Here is a 15,703-nt window from a genome sequence, read left to right on the forward strand (position 1 = left end):
GTCGCAAGCCGCTGAAGCCGTTTCAGCGAAGCCTTCGATTATGCACCGTTTTTTCAAACTGCGTCAACTTTCGAAGACTTTCTTCACCGCCAACAATCAACGCCCCAGAAGAAGCATCAACTGCCTCGAACACCAGTGGCATTCATCAGCGAAGCCCACGAGTATATGACAGATCTGGGGCCGTGCAAGACCAGCCCAAAGAAACTTGAAAAGGGGCCTCTTCGAGCCCCTCCATACAGAGCCCATCTCCCTGCCGTCAAGCCCTGACATTGGCTCCTCCGATAATCCGCGCCACATGGCACTCATCACACTCCTCGACGCCCAACTGGCGTTCGGTCACGTCCCGCTGCTGGATCATGCGGACTTTTCTCTTCTCGAATCAGAGCGCATCGGCCTGATCGGCCGCAACGGCGCGGGCAAGTCTTCCCTGCTCAAGATACTGGGCGGCCTGGAGAAGACCGACGACGGCACCCTCCAGTTGCAGCAGAACCTCCGGGTGGCCTATGTGGCCCAGGAACCTCTTCTAGATATGGATGCGGATGTCTTCACCGCAGCCAGCCAGGGCCTAGCCCCCGTCATTGCCATTCGCGATCTCTATCTCTCCGGTGCGGACGGCCTTGACCTGGATGCCCTCCAGTCTCAAATCGAAGCCTTCGACGCCTGGAACTGGGAGCAGCGCGTGGAAGAAACGCTACACCGCCTGCACCTCGATCGCAACGCCCGCGTCGGCTCTCTCTCCGGCGGCACCCGCAAGCGCGTCGCCCTGGCGCAGGCCCTGGTGGCCGCGCCAGACGTCCTTCTGCTCGACGAGCCCACCAACCACCTGGACCTCGACTCCATCGAATGGCTTGAACAGCTGCTGATTGACTTCAAGGGCAGCGTCGTTACCGTCACCCATGACCGCAGCTTCCTGAACCGCGTCGCCACCCGCATCGTGGAGCTGGACCGAGGCAAGCTGGGCTCCTACCCCGGCAACTTCGAGCAATACCTGCTGCAGAAGGAAGAGCAGCTCGCCCAGGAGGCCGTCATCAGCGCCAAGGCCGACAAGCTCCTGGCCCAGGAAGAAATCTGGATCCGCAAGGGCGTGGAAGCCCGCCGCACCCGCAGCCAGAGCCGCATCACCCGCCTGCAGGAACTGCGCGCCAGCCGCGTCGCCCGCCGGGAAGTGCAAGGCAGCGTCAACATGGACGTCGCCTCCGGCCAGTCCAGCGGCAAGATCGTGGCCGAGCTCACCGAGGCCACCAAATCCTTCGGCGAAAAGACCGTCATCCGCAAGTTCAGCGGCACCATCCTGCGCGGCGACAAGGTCGGGCTGCTCGGCCCCAACGGCGCGGGCAAGACGACCCTGCTGAAGCTGATCCTGGGCGAGCTCGAGCCCGACAGCGGCAAGATCCGCCGCGGCACCAACCTGCAGGTGGCGTACTTCGACCAGATGCGCGACAAGCTCGACCTCGACGCCACCCTGGAAGACTTCATCAGCCCCGGCAGCGAGTGGATTGAGATCGGCTCGCAGAAGAAGCACGTCAAGAGCTACCTCTCGGACTTCCTCTTCTCCCCCGCGCGTGCCAACTCCCCCGTGCGTTCGCTCAGCGGCGGGGAGCGCAACCGCCTGCTGCTGGCGCGCCTGTTCGCGCGCCCGGCCAACGTGCTGGTGCTCGACGAGCCGACCAACGACCTCGACATCGACACCCTGGAGTTGCTCGAGAACCTGCTGCAGGACTACGACGGCACCGTGTTCCTCGTGAGCCACGACCGGACCTTCCTCGACAACGTGGTCACCAGCACCATCGCCTACGAAGGCGACGGCAACTGGCGCGAGTACGAAGGCAGCGTGCAGGACTGGCTGATCCAGTCCAAGCGCGCCCGCGAGATCGCCGAGCAGCGCGCGGCCGCGGCACCCGCCCCGGCACCAGCCCCCCCACCCGCCCCGGCTGCGGAAGCCACCGCCCCCAAGGCATCAGGCGCCCGCAAGAAACTCTCCTATAAAGAGCAGCGCGAACTCGACACCCTCCCCGCCCAGATCGCAGCCCTCGAAGCCGAGCAGACGCGCATCACCGAAATGCTCGAACTCGACGGCGGCGCCATCTACGCCAGCGACGCGTCGCGCGCCGCCGAACTGGCCGAGCGCCACGCCAGGATCGACGACGAACTGCTCTCCGCCCTGGAGCGCCAGGAAGAGCTCACCGCCGGACGCTGACACCCGTCGGCGCCGATCGTCCGCCCGTCCGACGCCGGGCGGGCGCCGACTAGGCTATATATGCGGCTCACCCTTCCAAGCCCCGGGAAAGCCGCATGCCTTCTTCCTTCCAGACGTTCTTGCGCCGATCCACTGCGCTTCTCGCGCTGCTGATCCTCGGTGCCTGCGCACAGCTGCCCCAGAACGTCGACCGGCCCGTCTCGACCGCTCTCGCCTCACCAGCCGCCGGCACCGCGATGGCCGACCTGGTGCAGCAGCGCCGGCAGACCGACAAGGCCCGCTACGAATCCGGCTTCCTGCTCCTGGGCGGTCCGCAGGCCGCCTACGGCAGCCGGCTCGCGCTGATCGAGGGTGCCCAGAAGACGCTGGACCTGCAGTACTACGCGATCCACGCCGATGCCAGCACCGGCCGCCTGCTGCGCGGCCTGCGCTCGGCGGCCGAGCGCGGCGTGCGGGTGCGCGTGCTGCTCGACGACTTCCACACCACCGGCCGCGACGCATTGGTGCTGGGCCTGGCCTTCATCCCGAACATCGAGATGCGCCTGTTCAACCCGCTGGCCGGCTCGCGCGACTCCACCTTCAGCCGCCTGCTCAATTCGATCGACGACGCCTCGCGCATCCAGCAGCGCATGCACAACAAGCTGTTCCTGGCCGACAACGTGCTCGGCGTCACGGGCGGGCGCAACCTCGGCGATGCGTATTTCGGCAACGCGACAAACGGCAACTTCGTCGATGTCGACGTGCTGGCGGCCGGACCCATCGTGCAAGACCTCTCGCGCAGCTTCGACAGCTACTGGAACAACGAGCGCGCCTATCCGGTGCAATCGCTGGTCACGCGCGAGGAACTGCAGGCCATGCGCGACCGCGCGCGCAAGGCCGACCAGGAGCTGGCCGAAGAATCTGCCAGCCAGCAGAAAGCCTCGGACAACGCCCCTCCCACCGCCGAACAGCGCGCCCGCGCATGGGACGAGAAGCCGCTGGACCTGCGCACCGCCACCTTCGTCTGGGCGCCAGCCGCGATGCTGGCGGACAAGCCCGGCAAGATCCCCGCCGATTCAGGCCCCGAAAGCGCGAAAGCACCGGGCCTCCTGGTCAGCCGGCCCGGCGACAAGGCCGGCACCTCGCCCGGTGCGGCCTCGCTGGAAGCCGCGTCCGATCTGGCCGCCAGCGGCGACACCGTGGTCGAAGGCCTGCTGCAGCTGATCGGCCAGGCGCGCGCCGACCTGCTCATCATCTCGCCCTACTTCGTGCCCGGAAAAGACATGCTGCAAGCCTTTTCCGCAGCCCGCACCCGGGGCGTGCGCATCCGCGTGCTGACCAACTCGCTGGCCTCGAACGACGCGCCAGTGGCGCACGTGGGCTACGCGCGCCACCGCGAGGAGTTGCTCGGAATGGGCATCGAGCTCTACGAACTGCGCAGCGAACAGGCGGGCTTCGGCAACGTCTTCGGCTCCTCGGGCGGCAGCAGCGCCACCGGCGAATCGCGCGCCATGCTGCACTCCAAGGTGCTGGTGATGGACGGCCGTCTGCTGGTGGTCGGCTCGATGAACCTCGACCTGCGATCGCAACTGCAGAACACCGAGATCGCGCTGCTGATCCGCAGCAACGAACTCTCGCGCGCCGCGTCCGAGCAGATCGAACGCGGCATGCGCGAGCGCTCGTGGCATGTCGAGCTGGTCGACGGCTCCCTGCTGTGGCGCGCGCCCGAGGGCAGCGGCCTGAAGGACACCACCACCGAGCCCGATGCCAGCGCCACGCTGCGGCTGCTGCTCAAGCTATTCGGGCCGCTGGCGCCCGACCAGCTTCTGTAGACGCCGTCAGTGCTTGTGCTGGTGCGCCGAACCGCCTGCATCGGCACCTTCGGGCGCCCCCACCGGCAGCGTCACGTCCAGCGCGGTCTTCACGCCCTTGGCGTCCTCGAACTTCAGCGTCATCGGCACGGTCGCGCCCTTGGCCAGCGCGCCCTTCAGGTCCATCATCATCACGTGATAGCCGCCGGGCTTGAGCTCGACGGTCTGGCCCGCGGGCAGGTCGAGGCCGCCGGTCAGTTCGCGCATCTTCATGGTGTCGCCTTCCATCTTCATCTCGTGCACTTCGGCAATGCCGGCGGCCGGGGTGGAGATGCTCACCAGCTTCGTGCCGGTGGGCGCAGTGAGCTTCATGAAGGCACCGGTGCCGCTCTGGCCCGGCACCGACTGGCGCACCCAGCCGTCGCGTACGTCGACCGTGGCCACGCCCTGCGCCACCACGTTCAACTTGGCGGCCGGGCTCTTCAGGCCGGCGGTCGAGTTGCCCGAGGCCGGCACCTCGGCCCAGTCGGCCACGCCGGTGTCGCAGGTCTGCAGCACCTTGAACCACAGCGTGCCGGGCGTCGCTGGCACCTTGCCGCGCAGCACGAACTCGGCGCGTTCGCTGCCGGGCAGCGCGTTCTCGGGCTTTTCTGCCGTCCAGCGCACTTCGCCATCACCGCTCTTCTGCACATCGAGCTTCCAGCCCTTGCGCTCCTGCGCATCGCTCAGCACGAAGCCCTTGGGCAGGCGCACGGCGAGGCCGGTGGTGGCCTTGGCGCCTTCGCAGGCGTGGCCGACACGGAAAGCGGCGTTGTAGTCGCTACCGACGGTGGCACCGCCCGGCGGCAGGGTGACGTGCGCCACGGCGGCGCCCATGCCCGCCAGCATGGCGCAGGCAGCAGCGGTCTTGAGGGCGGTCATCGAAGTCTTGTTCATATCGTGTCCTTGCAGTTGGAGTGAAAGAGTCAAAGGTCGAACTTGAGTTCGGCCACGTAGGTGCGCTGCGGGTACGGGTGGAAGGCCCAGTACTTGTTGTTGTTCAGGTTGTCGATGCCGAAGGACGCGCTCCATTGCTTGTCGATCCGGTAGCGTATGCGCGCGTCGACCACGAAGAACTTCGAGAAGCCCATGTACGCGAAGCCGTTGGGGTCGCTGTTGTCGAGCGTGCCGTACTGCTTGCCGCTGTAGCGCGCGCCGACGGTGTAGCTCCAGTTGGCGTCCGGCCGGTAGGTGGCGAGCAGCGTGGCGCGCACCTTCGGCACGCGCGGCTGGTCGTGGCCGACGCTGGCGGGAAAGCCGCTGTTGGCGGTGATCTTCGAGCGGGTCAGCGTGAGGCTGCCGCCGAGGTCGAGCCCCCGCACGCCCACGTCGACTGCATTCATCGCCACCTCGAGCCCGCGCGTGCGGATGGCGTCGACGTTCTGCACCGTGCTCACGAGGTTGGTGAGGGCCTGCGTGTAGAGCGCGTCCTTCGTGTTCTCGAAGAACAGCGTGGTGCGCAGCACGCCGTCGAGCCCCCAGCCCTTCAGGTCGCGCTCGGCGCTGAGCTCGGTGGTCCACGAGCGTTCGGGGCGCAGGTTCGGATTGGTGTTGATGATCTGGTTTCCGCTGATCGAGCCCTGGTAGAGCTCGCTCACCGTCGGCATGCGCACCGCGCGGCCGGTCGAGGCCTTGAGGAGCCAGTCGGACGTGGCCTGCCAGGCGATGGCGGCCTTGGGCGAGTCGTAGCTGTTCTTGCGCGGCGCAAAGTTCAGCAGCGTGGCCGCGCTGCCGAGCTGGCCGCCGTAGGCTTCCCAGCGCTCGTGGCGCAGGCCGAGCGTGGTCTTCCAGTCCTTCGCGAAGCGCCAGGTGTCCTGCACGTAGAGCGACTGCAGCCGGGTGTTGCCGTTGAAGGCCGAGAACGGCGTGACGGGCAATCCGCTGATCCAGTCGAGCGTGTTGCCGACGCTGGTGCGCAGGCGCGCCGTGTCCTGCTGGAAGCCGAAGTCGACCACGTGCGCGCCCACGCCCTCGGCCGAGCCGGTAGGCCGCCAGGTGCCGGCCGCCTTGAAGGTGTTCCAGCCGGAGCCGCCCATGTCGGTGGTGCGGCCCGGCCCGCCGCTGAAGGCGCCCGGCAGCGGTGTGGTGGGCGTGCGCGAGGTGTCGCTCGAATAGTCGAACAGGCTCGCCGCCACCTCCCAGTCGAACACGCCGCCGGTGTGGCTCTTCACCGAGAGGCCGTGCATGTAGTGCGTGAGCGCGGTCTCAGTCGGTGCGAGCGCGGCGCTCGGTGAATCGAGGTTGTAGGTGCGCCCGCCGATGTTCACGCTGCCGCCGTACACCGGCCGCCCGAGCGCATCGCGCAGCCAGGTGTCGACGCCGCCGTGCGTGGTGTTGTTCCACGCGCCCAGCGTGTAGGTGGCGCGCACGGTGGGCGAGAAGTCGTACGCCACCTTGAGCTTGGCCTGCTCCTGCGTGGTGTCGTAGATGGTGGAGCCGCCCACCAGCCACCAGGGCTGGTTCGACGGGCTCAGCCCCAGCACCGCGCCGGTCACGGGCGTGCCTGCGCTGCCGACCGTGCCCGCGCTCACCAGCCGGTTGCCGAACACCAGCGCCTGCCCCTTGCTGTGGGTGCGTGAGGCGCTGAGCCACCACGACCAGTCGCCGCTGCGGCTGCCCAGCGACAGGTCGAGCTGCTGGCCGGCCGGGGAGGAATGGCTGTTGTACAGATCGAAGTTCGACACGAAGCCGCTGAGCTTGACGTGCGCCTCCAGCTGCGTGGGCATGCGCGTCACGTAGTCGACCACCGCGCCCACCGAGTTGCCGGGGTAGGCAGCAGAGAACGGTCCGTAGAGCACGTCGACCCGCTCGATTTCTTCGGGCGACACCATGCCCCAGCGCGGCGCGTAGGTGGCGCCGTTGCCCAGCGGGTTCGACAGCATGATGCCGTCGGCGTAGACCAGCGAGCGCGCGCTGTTGCCCGTGCCCGAGGCGCGGGTGGCGAGCACGGCATGGTTGAAGTCGCCGATGTAGCGCTTGCGCACGACCAGGCTCGGCAGGTACTTGAGCGCGTCTTCGCTGTCGGTGGCGTTGACGGTTTCGACGATCTGGTCGTGCGTCACGCCTTCGATGGTGGTGGGGATCTGCGCCGGCAGCGAGGTCGGCCGGCCGCCGCTCACGGTGACGGTGCTGAGCGAACGGCCACCGGTGCCGCTTTCAGGCGCTTCGGCGGGCTGCTGCTGCGCCAGCGCAGGCGCGCCAAGAGGAAATGCCATGGCGATCGCCAGGGCGCGGGAATGCTTTTTCAAGAGGAACCTTCTCCACGAAACTTCAAGCCAGACAGGCCGCACACGCACTCGGTCGTGCGTATGCAGCTATGGTTTTGAGAGCGTCAGGAGAAAGTCGGGGGCCCGCGCGCCGGCAGCGGTGCCGCGGTGGCCGCGGCCAGGCGCGCGGCGGGAATGGACTGGACCACGCGGCCCAGCGGCAAGGGAAGATCGAAAACCGGAACCGCCATGGCCGGCGGCGGCGCGCCGGTCAGCACGCACAGCGGGCAGTCCATGTGCGAGGCGCCCATTTCCTGCGCGCCGTCTTCGGTGTGGACTACCACCTTGATCGAGCCGGCGCTGGAGCACACAAGCTCCATCGACTGCGGATTCACCAGCGGCGACGCCACCGCCACGCCCAGCGACATCACGAACCACAGCAGCACCCAGCGGCCGACGAGGCCGAGGAAGCGGGTGTGGGTTCGCAACGCGTGCATGGCGGGCAATTATCTGCGCACTTTGCCCTTGGCGGCAGGGGCCGCGGCCTTGGCTGGCGCTTTGGCGGGGGCCTTGGCGCCGCTGGCAGCGGGTGCCGCCTTCGTCGATTTGCCACCCTTCTGCACCGCCTGCCCGCGCTGGCCCTTCACGGCCTTGCCGCCGCGCACGGCCCTTGGCGCGGGCGATGGCGCCGCGAGCGCGGGCATCGGCTGCGCCGTCTGCGCCTGTGCGTTGGTCAGCACCGGCGTCACGGTGAAGCCACGCGCAGCCATCAGCGTGGGCAACCCCTGCGGGCCGATCATGTGCAACGCCCCGACCGCCGCGAAGACGCCCTTGCCGCCGGCGTGCAGGCGCTCGATGCCATCGGCCAGGTTCGGGTTGCGGTCGTCGAGCAGGCGCTTCATCAGACGCTGCTCGGCAGGCGTCTTGAGGCAGTCGCACCACTCGGGATAGCTAGCCAGTTTGGCCGCGTCGCTGCGCGCCCAGACATCGGCCAGTTCCTTGAGCTGGCCGCGCAGCTTGCCGGACTCCAGCTCGTCGAGTGCCGCATCGACCTGCTCGGCTTCTTCGGCTTCGGACTCGCCCGTCAGCACCTTGATCTGTTCAGCCGCGTTTTCGAGCGCGACGATCGGCTTGCTGCTGTTGCGGGCGGAGACCGCCAGCGTCTCGTCCACGCCGAATTCCGGGTACAGCCCATCGGCACGCCCCGCCAGGCCGGCCAGCGCCGTGACCTGCAGGATCGGCTGCAGCTTCGACAGCGTTCCCGGCGGCACGCAGGCTTCAGAGTTCTGGCGCTCCAGCCGGCGGGCGCGCTCGCCGCTGAGCATGCGCGCCAGCAGCTCCGGGTCGGCCGGCCGGGCCATGGCGCGGGCGGTGGCCTCGTCGCGCAGGTCGAGCTCCAGCGCGAGGGTGTCGCTCTGCGCCAGCGCCTTCTGGATGGTCGGGCCGGGCCGCACCCAGTCGCCGCGGCCGACGTGGATGGTGCCGTAGAGCCACGAAGTGCGTCCGTCGCGCTCGATGCGCCAGAGCACCCCGCGGTCGACGCCGTTGCGCACGCCCATGCCCGGCTTCTCGAGGCTGGCGATGGCCGATGGCGGGCAGGCGGCATGCGCCGCCGCGAAGCTGAACACACAGCACGCGCCAGTCAGGATCTGGCGTGGCATGCGCCGGAAATCCGGCGCGGAAGGAAGAAGAGAGAGGATGTCGCGCATCCGCGCGATGACATGCATGCCGCGCATCCGCGCGGCGAGGACCCGGAGTATCCGCAAGGCTTGCTCCACGATGAAAGAAAGTCCGGCATTCTCACAGCACCGCTGCCCATAATCCGAAACCATGCAGAGCATCTTCCACCTTGCCTTCAACGTTCGCGACCTCGACGGCGCCCGCCGCTTCTATGGCAGCGTGCTCGGCTGCGCCGAAGGCCGCAGCACCGACACCTGGGTCGACTTCGACTTCTTCGGCCACCAGATTTCCCTTCACCTCGGCGAGCCCTTCGCCACCGCCCGCACCGGCCGCGTCGGCGACGTGATGGTGCCGATGCCGCATTTCGGCCTCGCGCTGGCCCTGCCCGACTGGCAGGCGATGGCCGCGCGGCTCGAAGCCGCCGGCACCGAGTTCGTGCTGAAGCCGCAGGTGCGCTTCAAGGGCCAGCCGGGCGAGCAATGGACGATGTTCTTCTTCGACCCGTTCGGCAATCCGATCGAGATCAAGGGCTTGCGCTCCCTCGAAACGCTGTACGACAAGTGAAATGACCCCGCGCCGGATCGCCCCTCGCGGCGCCGCCGCACTCTTCGCACTCCTCTGTGCCACGGCGGCGCACGCGCAGCTCGACTGCGAGCTCAACGGCCGCAGCGTGAACCCGGCCAACGGCAGCAGCACAGCCGGCAAGACCGGCCTGCTGCGCTGCAAGGACCACGCAACCGGCGAGCTGCAGCGCGAAGAGCAGATCCAGAACGGCGTGTCGATGGGCCTGGTGCGCATCTACGAGAAGGGCAAGCTCGCCAAGGAGCACAGCCTCAACGCCAAGGGCAACCTGCACGGCCGCGCCCGCGAGTTCTCGCCCACGGGCCGCGTGCTGCGCGACGCCACCTACGACGACGGCCAGGAGCGCGGGCTGGTGCGCAACTTCTACCCCGACGGCAAGCTGCGGCGCGCCATCTTCTATCCCGACACCGGCAGCGGCAGCGAACGCGCGTCGGTCGAATTCACCGAGAACGGCCAGCTTTCGGCCCTGCGCTGCGCGGACGCGCCCACGCTCGCGCCGGTGGCGGACGACGCCAAGCTCTGCGGCTTCACAGGCACCGGCCCGTCGCAGGTCGACCTGTTCGACGCGCGCGGCAGCCTGCGTTCGCGGCTTTCTTTCGTGTCGGGCAAGCGGGTGCGCTCGCAGAGCTTCTACGACAACGGCAAGACCGCATCGCTGGACGAAACCGTGGGCAACCAGCGCACCGAGCAGAACTACTCGTCCGAAGGCGTGAAGCGCCGCGAGACGGTGTACCTGCTGGTCGAGCGCGCGAGCATCCGCGTGCGCGAGCAGGCCTTCTCCGAAAAGGGCGCGCTGGTGCGCGACCAGCGCTGGAACAGCGCGGGCGAGCCGATCGTCGACGACGGCTACTACCTCAACGGCCAGCCGCGCAGCAAGTCGGCATACAGCGGCAGCGGCGACGCGCGCGCGGTCGAGATCACCGAGTTCTACGACAGCGGCCAGCGCGCCGCGCAGGGCCGCTACGAGATCGCGGGCCGCAACCGGCAGATTCCGGTCGGCACCCACCAGCGCTTCAGCGAGAAGGGCACGCTGCTGGCCGAGTCGAGCTTCGACGCCAAGGGCCGCGTGACGCGCGAGCGCACCTGGGACGAAAGCGGCGAATTGCAGCGGGACGACGAAGTCTTCGAAGACGGCTCGCGAAAGGCGTTCACCCGCTAGGGGCAAACGCCCGCTGCCGGCATCAGTCCAGCTTGATGCCAGCCTGCTTGATGATCGGGCCCCAGCGCTTCGACTCCGCGCGCGACAGCGCCACGAACTGCGCCGGCGAGCCCGGCATCGCCTCCATGCCGAAGTCTTCGAAACGCTTCTGCACGGCGGGCGTGCCGAATGCCTTGTTCAGGTCGCCGTTGAGCTTGTTCACCACCGCGGGCGGCAGGCCGGCCGGGCCGAGGATGCCCTGGAACGCGAACACTTCGGTGTTGGGCACGCCCACTTCGGCCAGCGTCGGCACGTTGGGCAGCAGCTTGCTGCGCGCGCCCGAGCCGATGGCCAGCACCCGCACCTTGTTGCTCTGCATGATCGACAGGCCCGAGGCCAGGTCGAGGAACATGCAGGGCACCTGCCCGCCCATCACGTCGGCCATGGCCGGCGCCGCGCCGCGGTACGGAATGTGGGTGATGAAGGTGCCGGTGCGCACCTTGAACATTTCCATTGCCAGGTGGTGCGGCGAGCCGTTGCCGGGCGAGGCGTAGTTGACCTTGCCGGGATTGGCCTTCACGTAGGCCAGGAACTCCTTGAAGTTCTTCGCCGGGAAGTCCGGATGCACCACCAGCGCGAGCGGAAACTTGCCGATCGCACCGATGTAGGTGAAGTCTCTTTCGGGGTTGAACGGCAGCTTGCTGAACAGGTGCTCGTTGAAGGCCAGCACGGCGTTGTCGGCCGAGAGGATCGTGTAGCCGTCGGGCTTGCTCTTGGCGACGAGGTCGGCGCCGATGTTGGTCGAGGCACCAGGGCGGTTGTCGACCACGATCTGCTGGCCCAGCGTCTGGCGCATCGATTCGGCCAGCACGCGCGCGATCACGTCGGTGCCGCCGCCCGCCGGATAGGGCACGACCCACTTGATGAGCTGCGCGGGGTATTCCTGCGCATGGGCGAAAGGCGTGGCGGCCACTGCGGCGCCGGAAGCGAGCGTGGCGAGAAGGGTGCGGCGATCCATGGATCAGTCTCCAGTCGTTTGTAATTGGTTTGGAAATCAGGAAGCGGACAGCGATGGTACGGGCAGCGCGCGCAGCGCATCGGCCAGCGCGGCGCGGCACCGCGCCTCGTCTCCGACCTGCTCGAACAGCAGCAGCGCAAGCCGCGCCAGGAACAGCGATTCGCGCTCGGCGCCCGCCTCGGTGATGGCGCGTGCGCACTCGGCATAGAGGCGGTCGCGGGCGTCGGGGTTCAGCGGTGTCGTGGTCATGCGAGGGGCTCCTGGGCCGCGCGGGCCAGTGCAGGTTGCAGGGCACCGGGCGGCAGGCGATGCCAGCGCGCGGCCACGTGGCCATCGGGACGCAGCAGGTAGACCGCGCCGTCTTGCGCGCCGAGCGCTTCGAAGACGGCGGGAGATGCATGCGCGTCGGCGCCGTCGACGCCGTCGATGCCCGGGGCCGCGATGCTGCGCACGACGAAGGGCAGCGCGCCCTGCAGTGCCTGCGCAATGTCGGCTGCAGGCAGCGGGGCCACATCGGGCCGCAGCACCAGCAGCGTGAAGGTCGGCGCGATCCAGTCGGTGAGGTGGTCTTGCGCGAGTTGTTGCTCGGGCATCACCTCGCCCGGCAGCGGACCCCTCGGCAGTTCGTCACCCTCGCTAGACAGTGGCGAATCGGCATAGCGCACGGCCTGCGTCTGGCGCGGATTGATGAGCTGCGCAATGCCGCGATGCGCTTCCGACAGCGACAGCGCCGCCTCGCGCAGCAGGTCGAAGCCCCGCGACGGCGGCGACATGAACTCGGTGCTGCGCATCGCGTTCTCGGCGTTCACGTGGAAGGCCGCGATGCGCTCCTGCGAGTACGAGTCGAGCAGCGCCGCATCTGACAAGCCCCTTGCCACGAACGCCAGCTTCCACGCGAGGTTGTCCGCATCGTCGAAGCCCGAGTTGAGCCCGCGCACGCCGAAGATCGGCATTGCATGCGCCGCGTTGCCCGCGAACACGACGCGGCCGTGGCGATAGCTGTCGAGCGTCATCGCGCCGGCGCGGTAGACCGAGGTCCACACCGTCTTCCACGGCAGGTGGCCTTCGCCGATGGCGTCGAGGTGGCGCTGCACGAACTCGGCCACGGCCGGCGGCTGCAGCGCTTCTTCGGTGCTCTGGCCGGGGCGCAGCTGGTAGTCGATGCGCCAGATGTCGTCGGGCTGGCGATGCATCAGCACGGTCGAGCCGGGGTTCCACGGCGGGTCGAACCACGCGCGACGCTCGGTGGGGTGGCCGCTGTGCAGCTCGATGTCGATGATCACGTAGCGGCCTTCGTAGCCCGTGCCCTCGAGCGTGAGCCCCATCGCCTTGCGCACGAAGCTCTGGCCGCCGTCGCAGGCTGCGAGCCACTGTCCGTGCAGCCGGTAGGCGCCTTCGGCGTTGCGCACGTCGAGCGTCACGCCCTCATCGCTTTGCGCGAGACCGGTGAGCTCGGTGCCCCAGCGGATGTCGATGAGCCCCGGGGTCTGCTCGTTGCGGCGGAAGATTTCTTCCAGCAGATAGTGCTCGGCGTAGTACTGCTCGAGGTTGATCATCGGCGGCAGCTTTTGCTGCGCGTCGTGCGGCATCTCGAAGCGGAACACTTCGGCCGTCTTGTAGAAGCTGCGACCGCCAGTCCACGGCAGGCCCTTGGTCATGAAGCCGGGCAGTACGCCGAGCCGCTCCATGATTTCAAGGCTGCGCCGCGAGATGCAGGCCGCGCGGCTGCCCACGCACACCGTGTCGTCGGCTTCGAGGATCACGCTGCGCACGCCGTGGTTCGCGAGCCCCAGCGCGAGCGCCATGCCGACCGGCCCACCGCCCGCGATCACCACCGGATGGCGGCCGGGTTCGATACCGCCTTCTTCGAGCGGCGGCGTCCAGGGCTTGTAGCGCGTGTAGTGGAAGGCGCCGACCGACGGCGGCAGTTCAGTGGCGCTGGCCGGCGGAGGCACGGGGCCGCTGGCGGCATCGGGAGAGTTCGTCATCCGACGGGATTGTCCCGATGCGCGGGGGCCGTCAATGTCATAACTTCGTACGAGGTACTTACCCGAACTGCTCTTCTTTTTCTTCACGCATGAGACGCTGGCGCATCCACCCGACCGACACCGCGCTGGCCGCAGCCGTCGTCGGCGACGTGCTCTCCGGCGTGGGCACGCCGCACCTGGCGACCAGCTATCTCAAGGCGATGCAGCGCGTGATGCCGGTGACTTTCTGCACCGTGTTCGTGGTCGATGCCACCGGCCGCATCGAGGCGGTGTCTGCCGCCAGCAGCTACGGCAGCACGGCAGAGCGCACCACCGAACGCTATGTGGCGCAGCGCTTCGACCTGCTCGACCCGAACATGGCCTGGCTCGCTGCTCGCAAGCTGCCGAAGCGCGCGCAGCTATGGCTGGGCCACCAGCACGCCGACGAAGTGGCCGACCCGGCCTACCGCGCCGCCTGCTATGGCGACGTCGGCATCCGCGAGCGCGCGTCGGTGCTGTTGCTGCTGCCCACGGGGCAGCGCGTGGCGGTGAGCTTCTACCGCAGCCTCGCGCAGCCGGAGTTCGATGCATCGGACTTCGCGCGCATCGAGGCGCACGCCACGCTGCTGGCCGACGCCACCGCGGCGCATGGCCGCAGCGCTGTGGCCGTAAGGGAGGCGGTGGAGCCCACGCTGGCCTCGCGGCTGCTGAGGCTGAGCCTGCGCGAACGCGAGGTCATCGGCCACCTGATGGCTGGGAAGACGGCGAAAGAAGCGGCGCGCGAGATCGGCGTGGAGCTGACGACTGTGCGCACGCATCAGTACCGGGCGTTCCGGCGGTTGGGGATACGGTCGCAGAAAGAACTGCTGCGCGGTGCCGGTCCGGGCTGAAACGCGGCTTCAGTCTTCCGCGGTCTCTTCCTGCGCCGGGGCGGGCTTCACCAGCGACACCGGCGCCTCCTTCGGCCGCCCGGCCGTCGACACGATCTCCTGGTCGATCGCGCCGAACAGCGAACGCCCGTCCAGCCCCTTCATCTCGATGCGGATCGTGTCGCCGAACTTCATGAAGTCGGTATAGGGCTGGCCGGTCTGGATGGTCTCGATGCAGCGCTTCTCGGCGATGCACGAATAGCCCTTGGGCCAGTCCATGTGGCCGTTCTTCTCCACGCCCTTGTTGCTCACGGTACCGCTGCCCACGATGCTGCCGGCGCGCACGTTGCGTGTCTTGGCGATGTGGGCGATGAGCTGGCCGAAGTGGAAGGTCATCTCCGGGCCGGCGTCGCACATGCCGACCTTGCGGCCGTTCCAGCTGCTTTGCAGCGCCAGGTGCACGCGGCCGTCCTGCCAGGCCTCGCCGATCTCGTCGAGCGTCACGGCCACGGGGCTGAAGGCGGTGGCGGGCTTGCTCTGGAAGAAGCCGAAGCCCTTGGCCAGCTCGGCCGGAATCAGGTTGCGCAGGCTCACGTCGTTGGCCAGCATCACGAGGCGGATGCCGTCGAGTGCCTGGTCGGGCGTGGAGCCCATGCGCACGTCGCCGGTGATGACCGCAATCTCGGCCTCGAAGTCGATGCCCATGGCTTCGCTGGGCACGATCACGTCGTCGGTCGGGCCGAGGAAGTCGTCGCTGCCGCCCTGGTACATCAGCGGGTCGGAGTAGAAGCTCTCGGGCACTTCGGCGTTGCGCGCCTTGCGCACCAGCTCGACGTGGTTGATGTAGGCCGAGCCATCCGCCCACTGGTAGGCGCGCGGCAGCGGGGCCATGCACATCGACGGATCGAAGGGGAAGGCGTGGCGCGCGCGACCGGTGTTGAGGGAGTCGTACAGGTCCTGCAGCTGCGGGCTCATGAAGCCCCAGTCGTCCAGCACCTGCTGCAGCCGGCTCGCGATGCCGGTGGCGTAGTGGGCGAGCGTGAGGTCGCGCGAGACAACGACGAGCTGGCCGTCGCGCGAGCCGTCCTTCAGGGTGGCGAGTTTCATGATGCGGTGCGTGCGTGATGGCGCGGGACACGGCGCGTGCACGAGGCCGGGCGCCGCTCCCACTTAAACTGGTTGAACGGGCGGCAGTGTACCGAGGTGGTCTTCGTGAA

General features: G+C 68.3%; 13 protein-coding genes. 5 read left to right on the top strand and 8 right to left on the bottom strand.

Annotated features, from left to right (window positions below; translation table 11 throughout):
* The first annotated feature begins 295 nt into the window (after positions 1-295).
* Together ACZYSP_RS34250 and ACZYSP_RS34255 are read left to right on the top strand one after the other, a co-directional pair.
* Positions 296-2,197 carry an ATP-binding cassette domain-containing protein gene (locus tag ACZYSP_RS34250; RefSeq protein WP_093078918.1) on the top strand — a complete coding sequence of 634 codons (1,902 nt, stop codon included), beginning with the start codon at positions 296-298 and terminating at the stop codon, positions 2,195-2,197.
* Positions 2,198-2,292: 95 nt separating this feature from the next.
* Entirely contained in the window at positions 2,293-4,008 is a 1,716-nt protein-coding gene (locus ACZYSP_RS34255) for a phospholipase D family protein (RefSeq protein ID WP_093078920.1), read from the top strand.
* Positions 4,009-4,014: 6 nt separating this feature from the next.
* On the opposite strand, the gene ACZYSP_RS34260 is transcribed toward ACZYSP_RS34255, so the two are convergent.
* The 4 genes from ACZYSP_RS34260 to ACZYSP_RS34275 form a co-directional block, all read right to left on the bottom strand.
* Positions 4,015-4,923, bottom strand: coding sequence for a copper chaperone PCu(A)C domain-containing protein (locus ACZYSP_RS34260; RefSeq protein ID WP_256216881.1), 909 nt, complete (start codon positions 4,921-4,923; stop codon positions 4,015-4,017).
* Between the two features lie 29 nt (positions 4,924-4,952).
* Positions 4,953-7,241, bottom strand: coding sequence for a TonB-dependent receptor (locus ACZYSP_RS34265; protein WP_489019013.1), 2,289 nt, complete (start codon positions 7,239-7,241; stop codon positions 4,953-4,955).
* Between the two features lie 116 nt (positions 7,242-7,357).
* A complete protein-coding gene (locus ACZYSP_RS34270) occupies positions 7,358-7,729 on the bottom strand; it encodes a DUF2946 family protein (protein WP_093079084.1) in 372 nt (123 codons plus the stop codon).
* A gap of 9 nt (positions 7,730-7,738) precedes the next feature.
* On the bottom strand, positions 7,739-8,893 hold the full coding sequence (locus ACZYSP_RS34275) for a TraB/GumN family protein (RefSeq protein ID WP_354339411.1): 1,155 nt from the start codon (positions 8,891-8,893) through the stop codon (positions 7,739-7,741).
* Between the two features lie 169 nt (positions 8,894-9,062).
* On the opposite strand from ACZYSP_RS34275, the gene ACZYSP_RS34280 reads away from it, so the two are divergent.
* Both ACZYSP_RS34280 and ACZYSP_RS34285 read left to right on the top strand, forming a co-directional pair.
* On the top strand, positions 9,063-9,476 hold the full coding sequence (locus tag ACZYSP_RS34280) for a VOC family protein (protein ID WP_489019016.1): 414 nt from the start codon (positions 9,063-9,065) through the stop codon (positions 9,474-9,476).
* A gap of 1 nt (position 9,477) precedes the next feature.
* Complete coding sequence (locus ACZYSP_RS34285) at positions 9,478-10,653, top strand: toxin-antitoxin system YwqK family antitoxin (protein ID WP_489019018.1); 1,176 nt, start codon at positions 9,478-9,480, stop codon at positions 10,651-10,653.
* Between the two features lie 22 nt (positions 10,654-10,675).
* On the opposite strand, the gene ACZYSP_RS34290 is transcribed toward ACZYSP_RS34285, so the two are convergent.
* Genes ACZYSP_RS34290 through ACZYSP_RS34300 form a run of 3 tightly spaced genes read right to left on the bottom strand, consistent with a single transcriptional unit; the run spans position 10,676 to position 13,638 of the window.
* On the bottom strand, positions 10,676-11,650 hold the full coding sequence (locus ACZYSP_RS34290; protein ID WP_489019020.1) for a Bug family tripartite tricarboxylate transporter substrate binding protein: 975 nt from the start codon (positions 11,648-11,650) through the stop codon (positions 10,676-10,678).
* 36 nt (positions 11,651-11,686) lie between these two features.
* Complete coding sequence (locus ACZYSP_RS34295; RefSeq protein ID WP_093178406.1) at positions 11,687-11,899, bottom strand: DUF2783 domain-containing protein; 213 nt, start codon at positions 11,897-11,899, stop codon at positions 11,687-11,689.
* The gene (locus ACZYSP_RS34300; RefSeq protein WP_354339406.1) at positions 11,896-13,638 is read right to left on the bottom strand and encodes an FAD-dependent monooxygenase; all 1,743 of its coding nucleotides are present in this window, start codon (positions 13,636-13,638) and stop codon (positions 11,896-11,898) included. Before ACZYSP_RS34300 ends, ACZYSP_RS34295 begins: the two co-directional genes overlap by 4 nt.
* An 89-nt stretch (positions 13,639-13,727) precedes the next feature.
* On the opposite strand from ACZYSP_RS34300, the gene ACZYSP_RS34305 reads away from it, so the two are divergent.
* Positions 13,728-14,507, top strand: a complete 780-nt coding sequence (locus ACZYSP_RS34305; protein WP_093078927.1) for a helix-turn-helix transcriptional regulator — start codon at positions 13,728-13,730, stop codon at positions 14,505-14,507.
* 9 nt (positions 14,508-14,516) lie between these two features.
* Here ACZYSP_RS34305 and ACZYSP_RS34310 read toward each other — a convergent pair whose 3' ends face one another.
* The gene (locus ACZYSP_RS34310) at positions 14,517-15,593 is read right to left on the bottom strand and encodes a fumarylacetoacetate hydrolase family protein (RefSeq protein ID WP_489019023.1); all 1,077 of its coding nucleotides are present in this window, start codon (positions 15,591-15,593) and stop codon (positions 14,517-14,519) included.
* Positions 15,594-15,703: the final 110 nt, after the last annotated feature.

The organism is Variovorax sp. F042 (assembly GCF_057814215.1).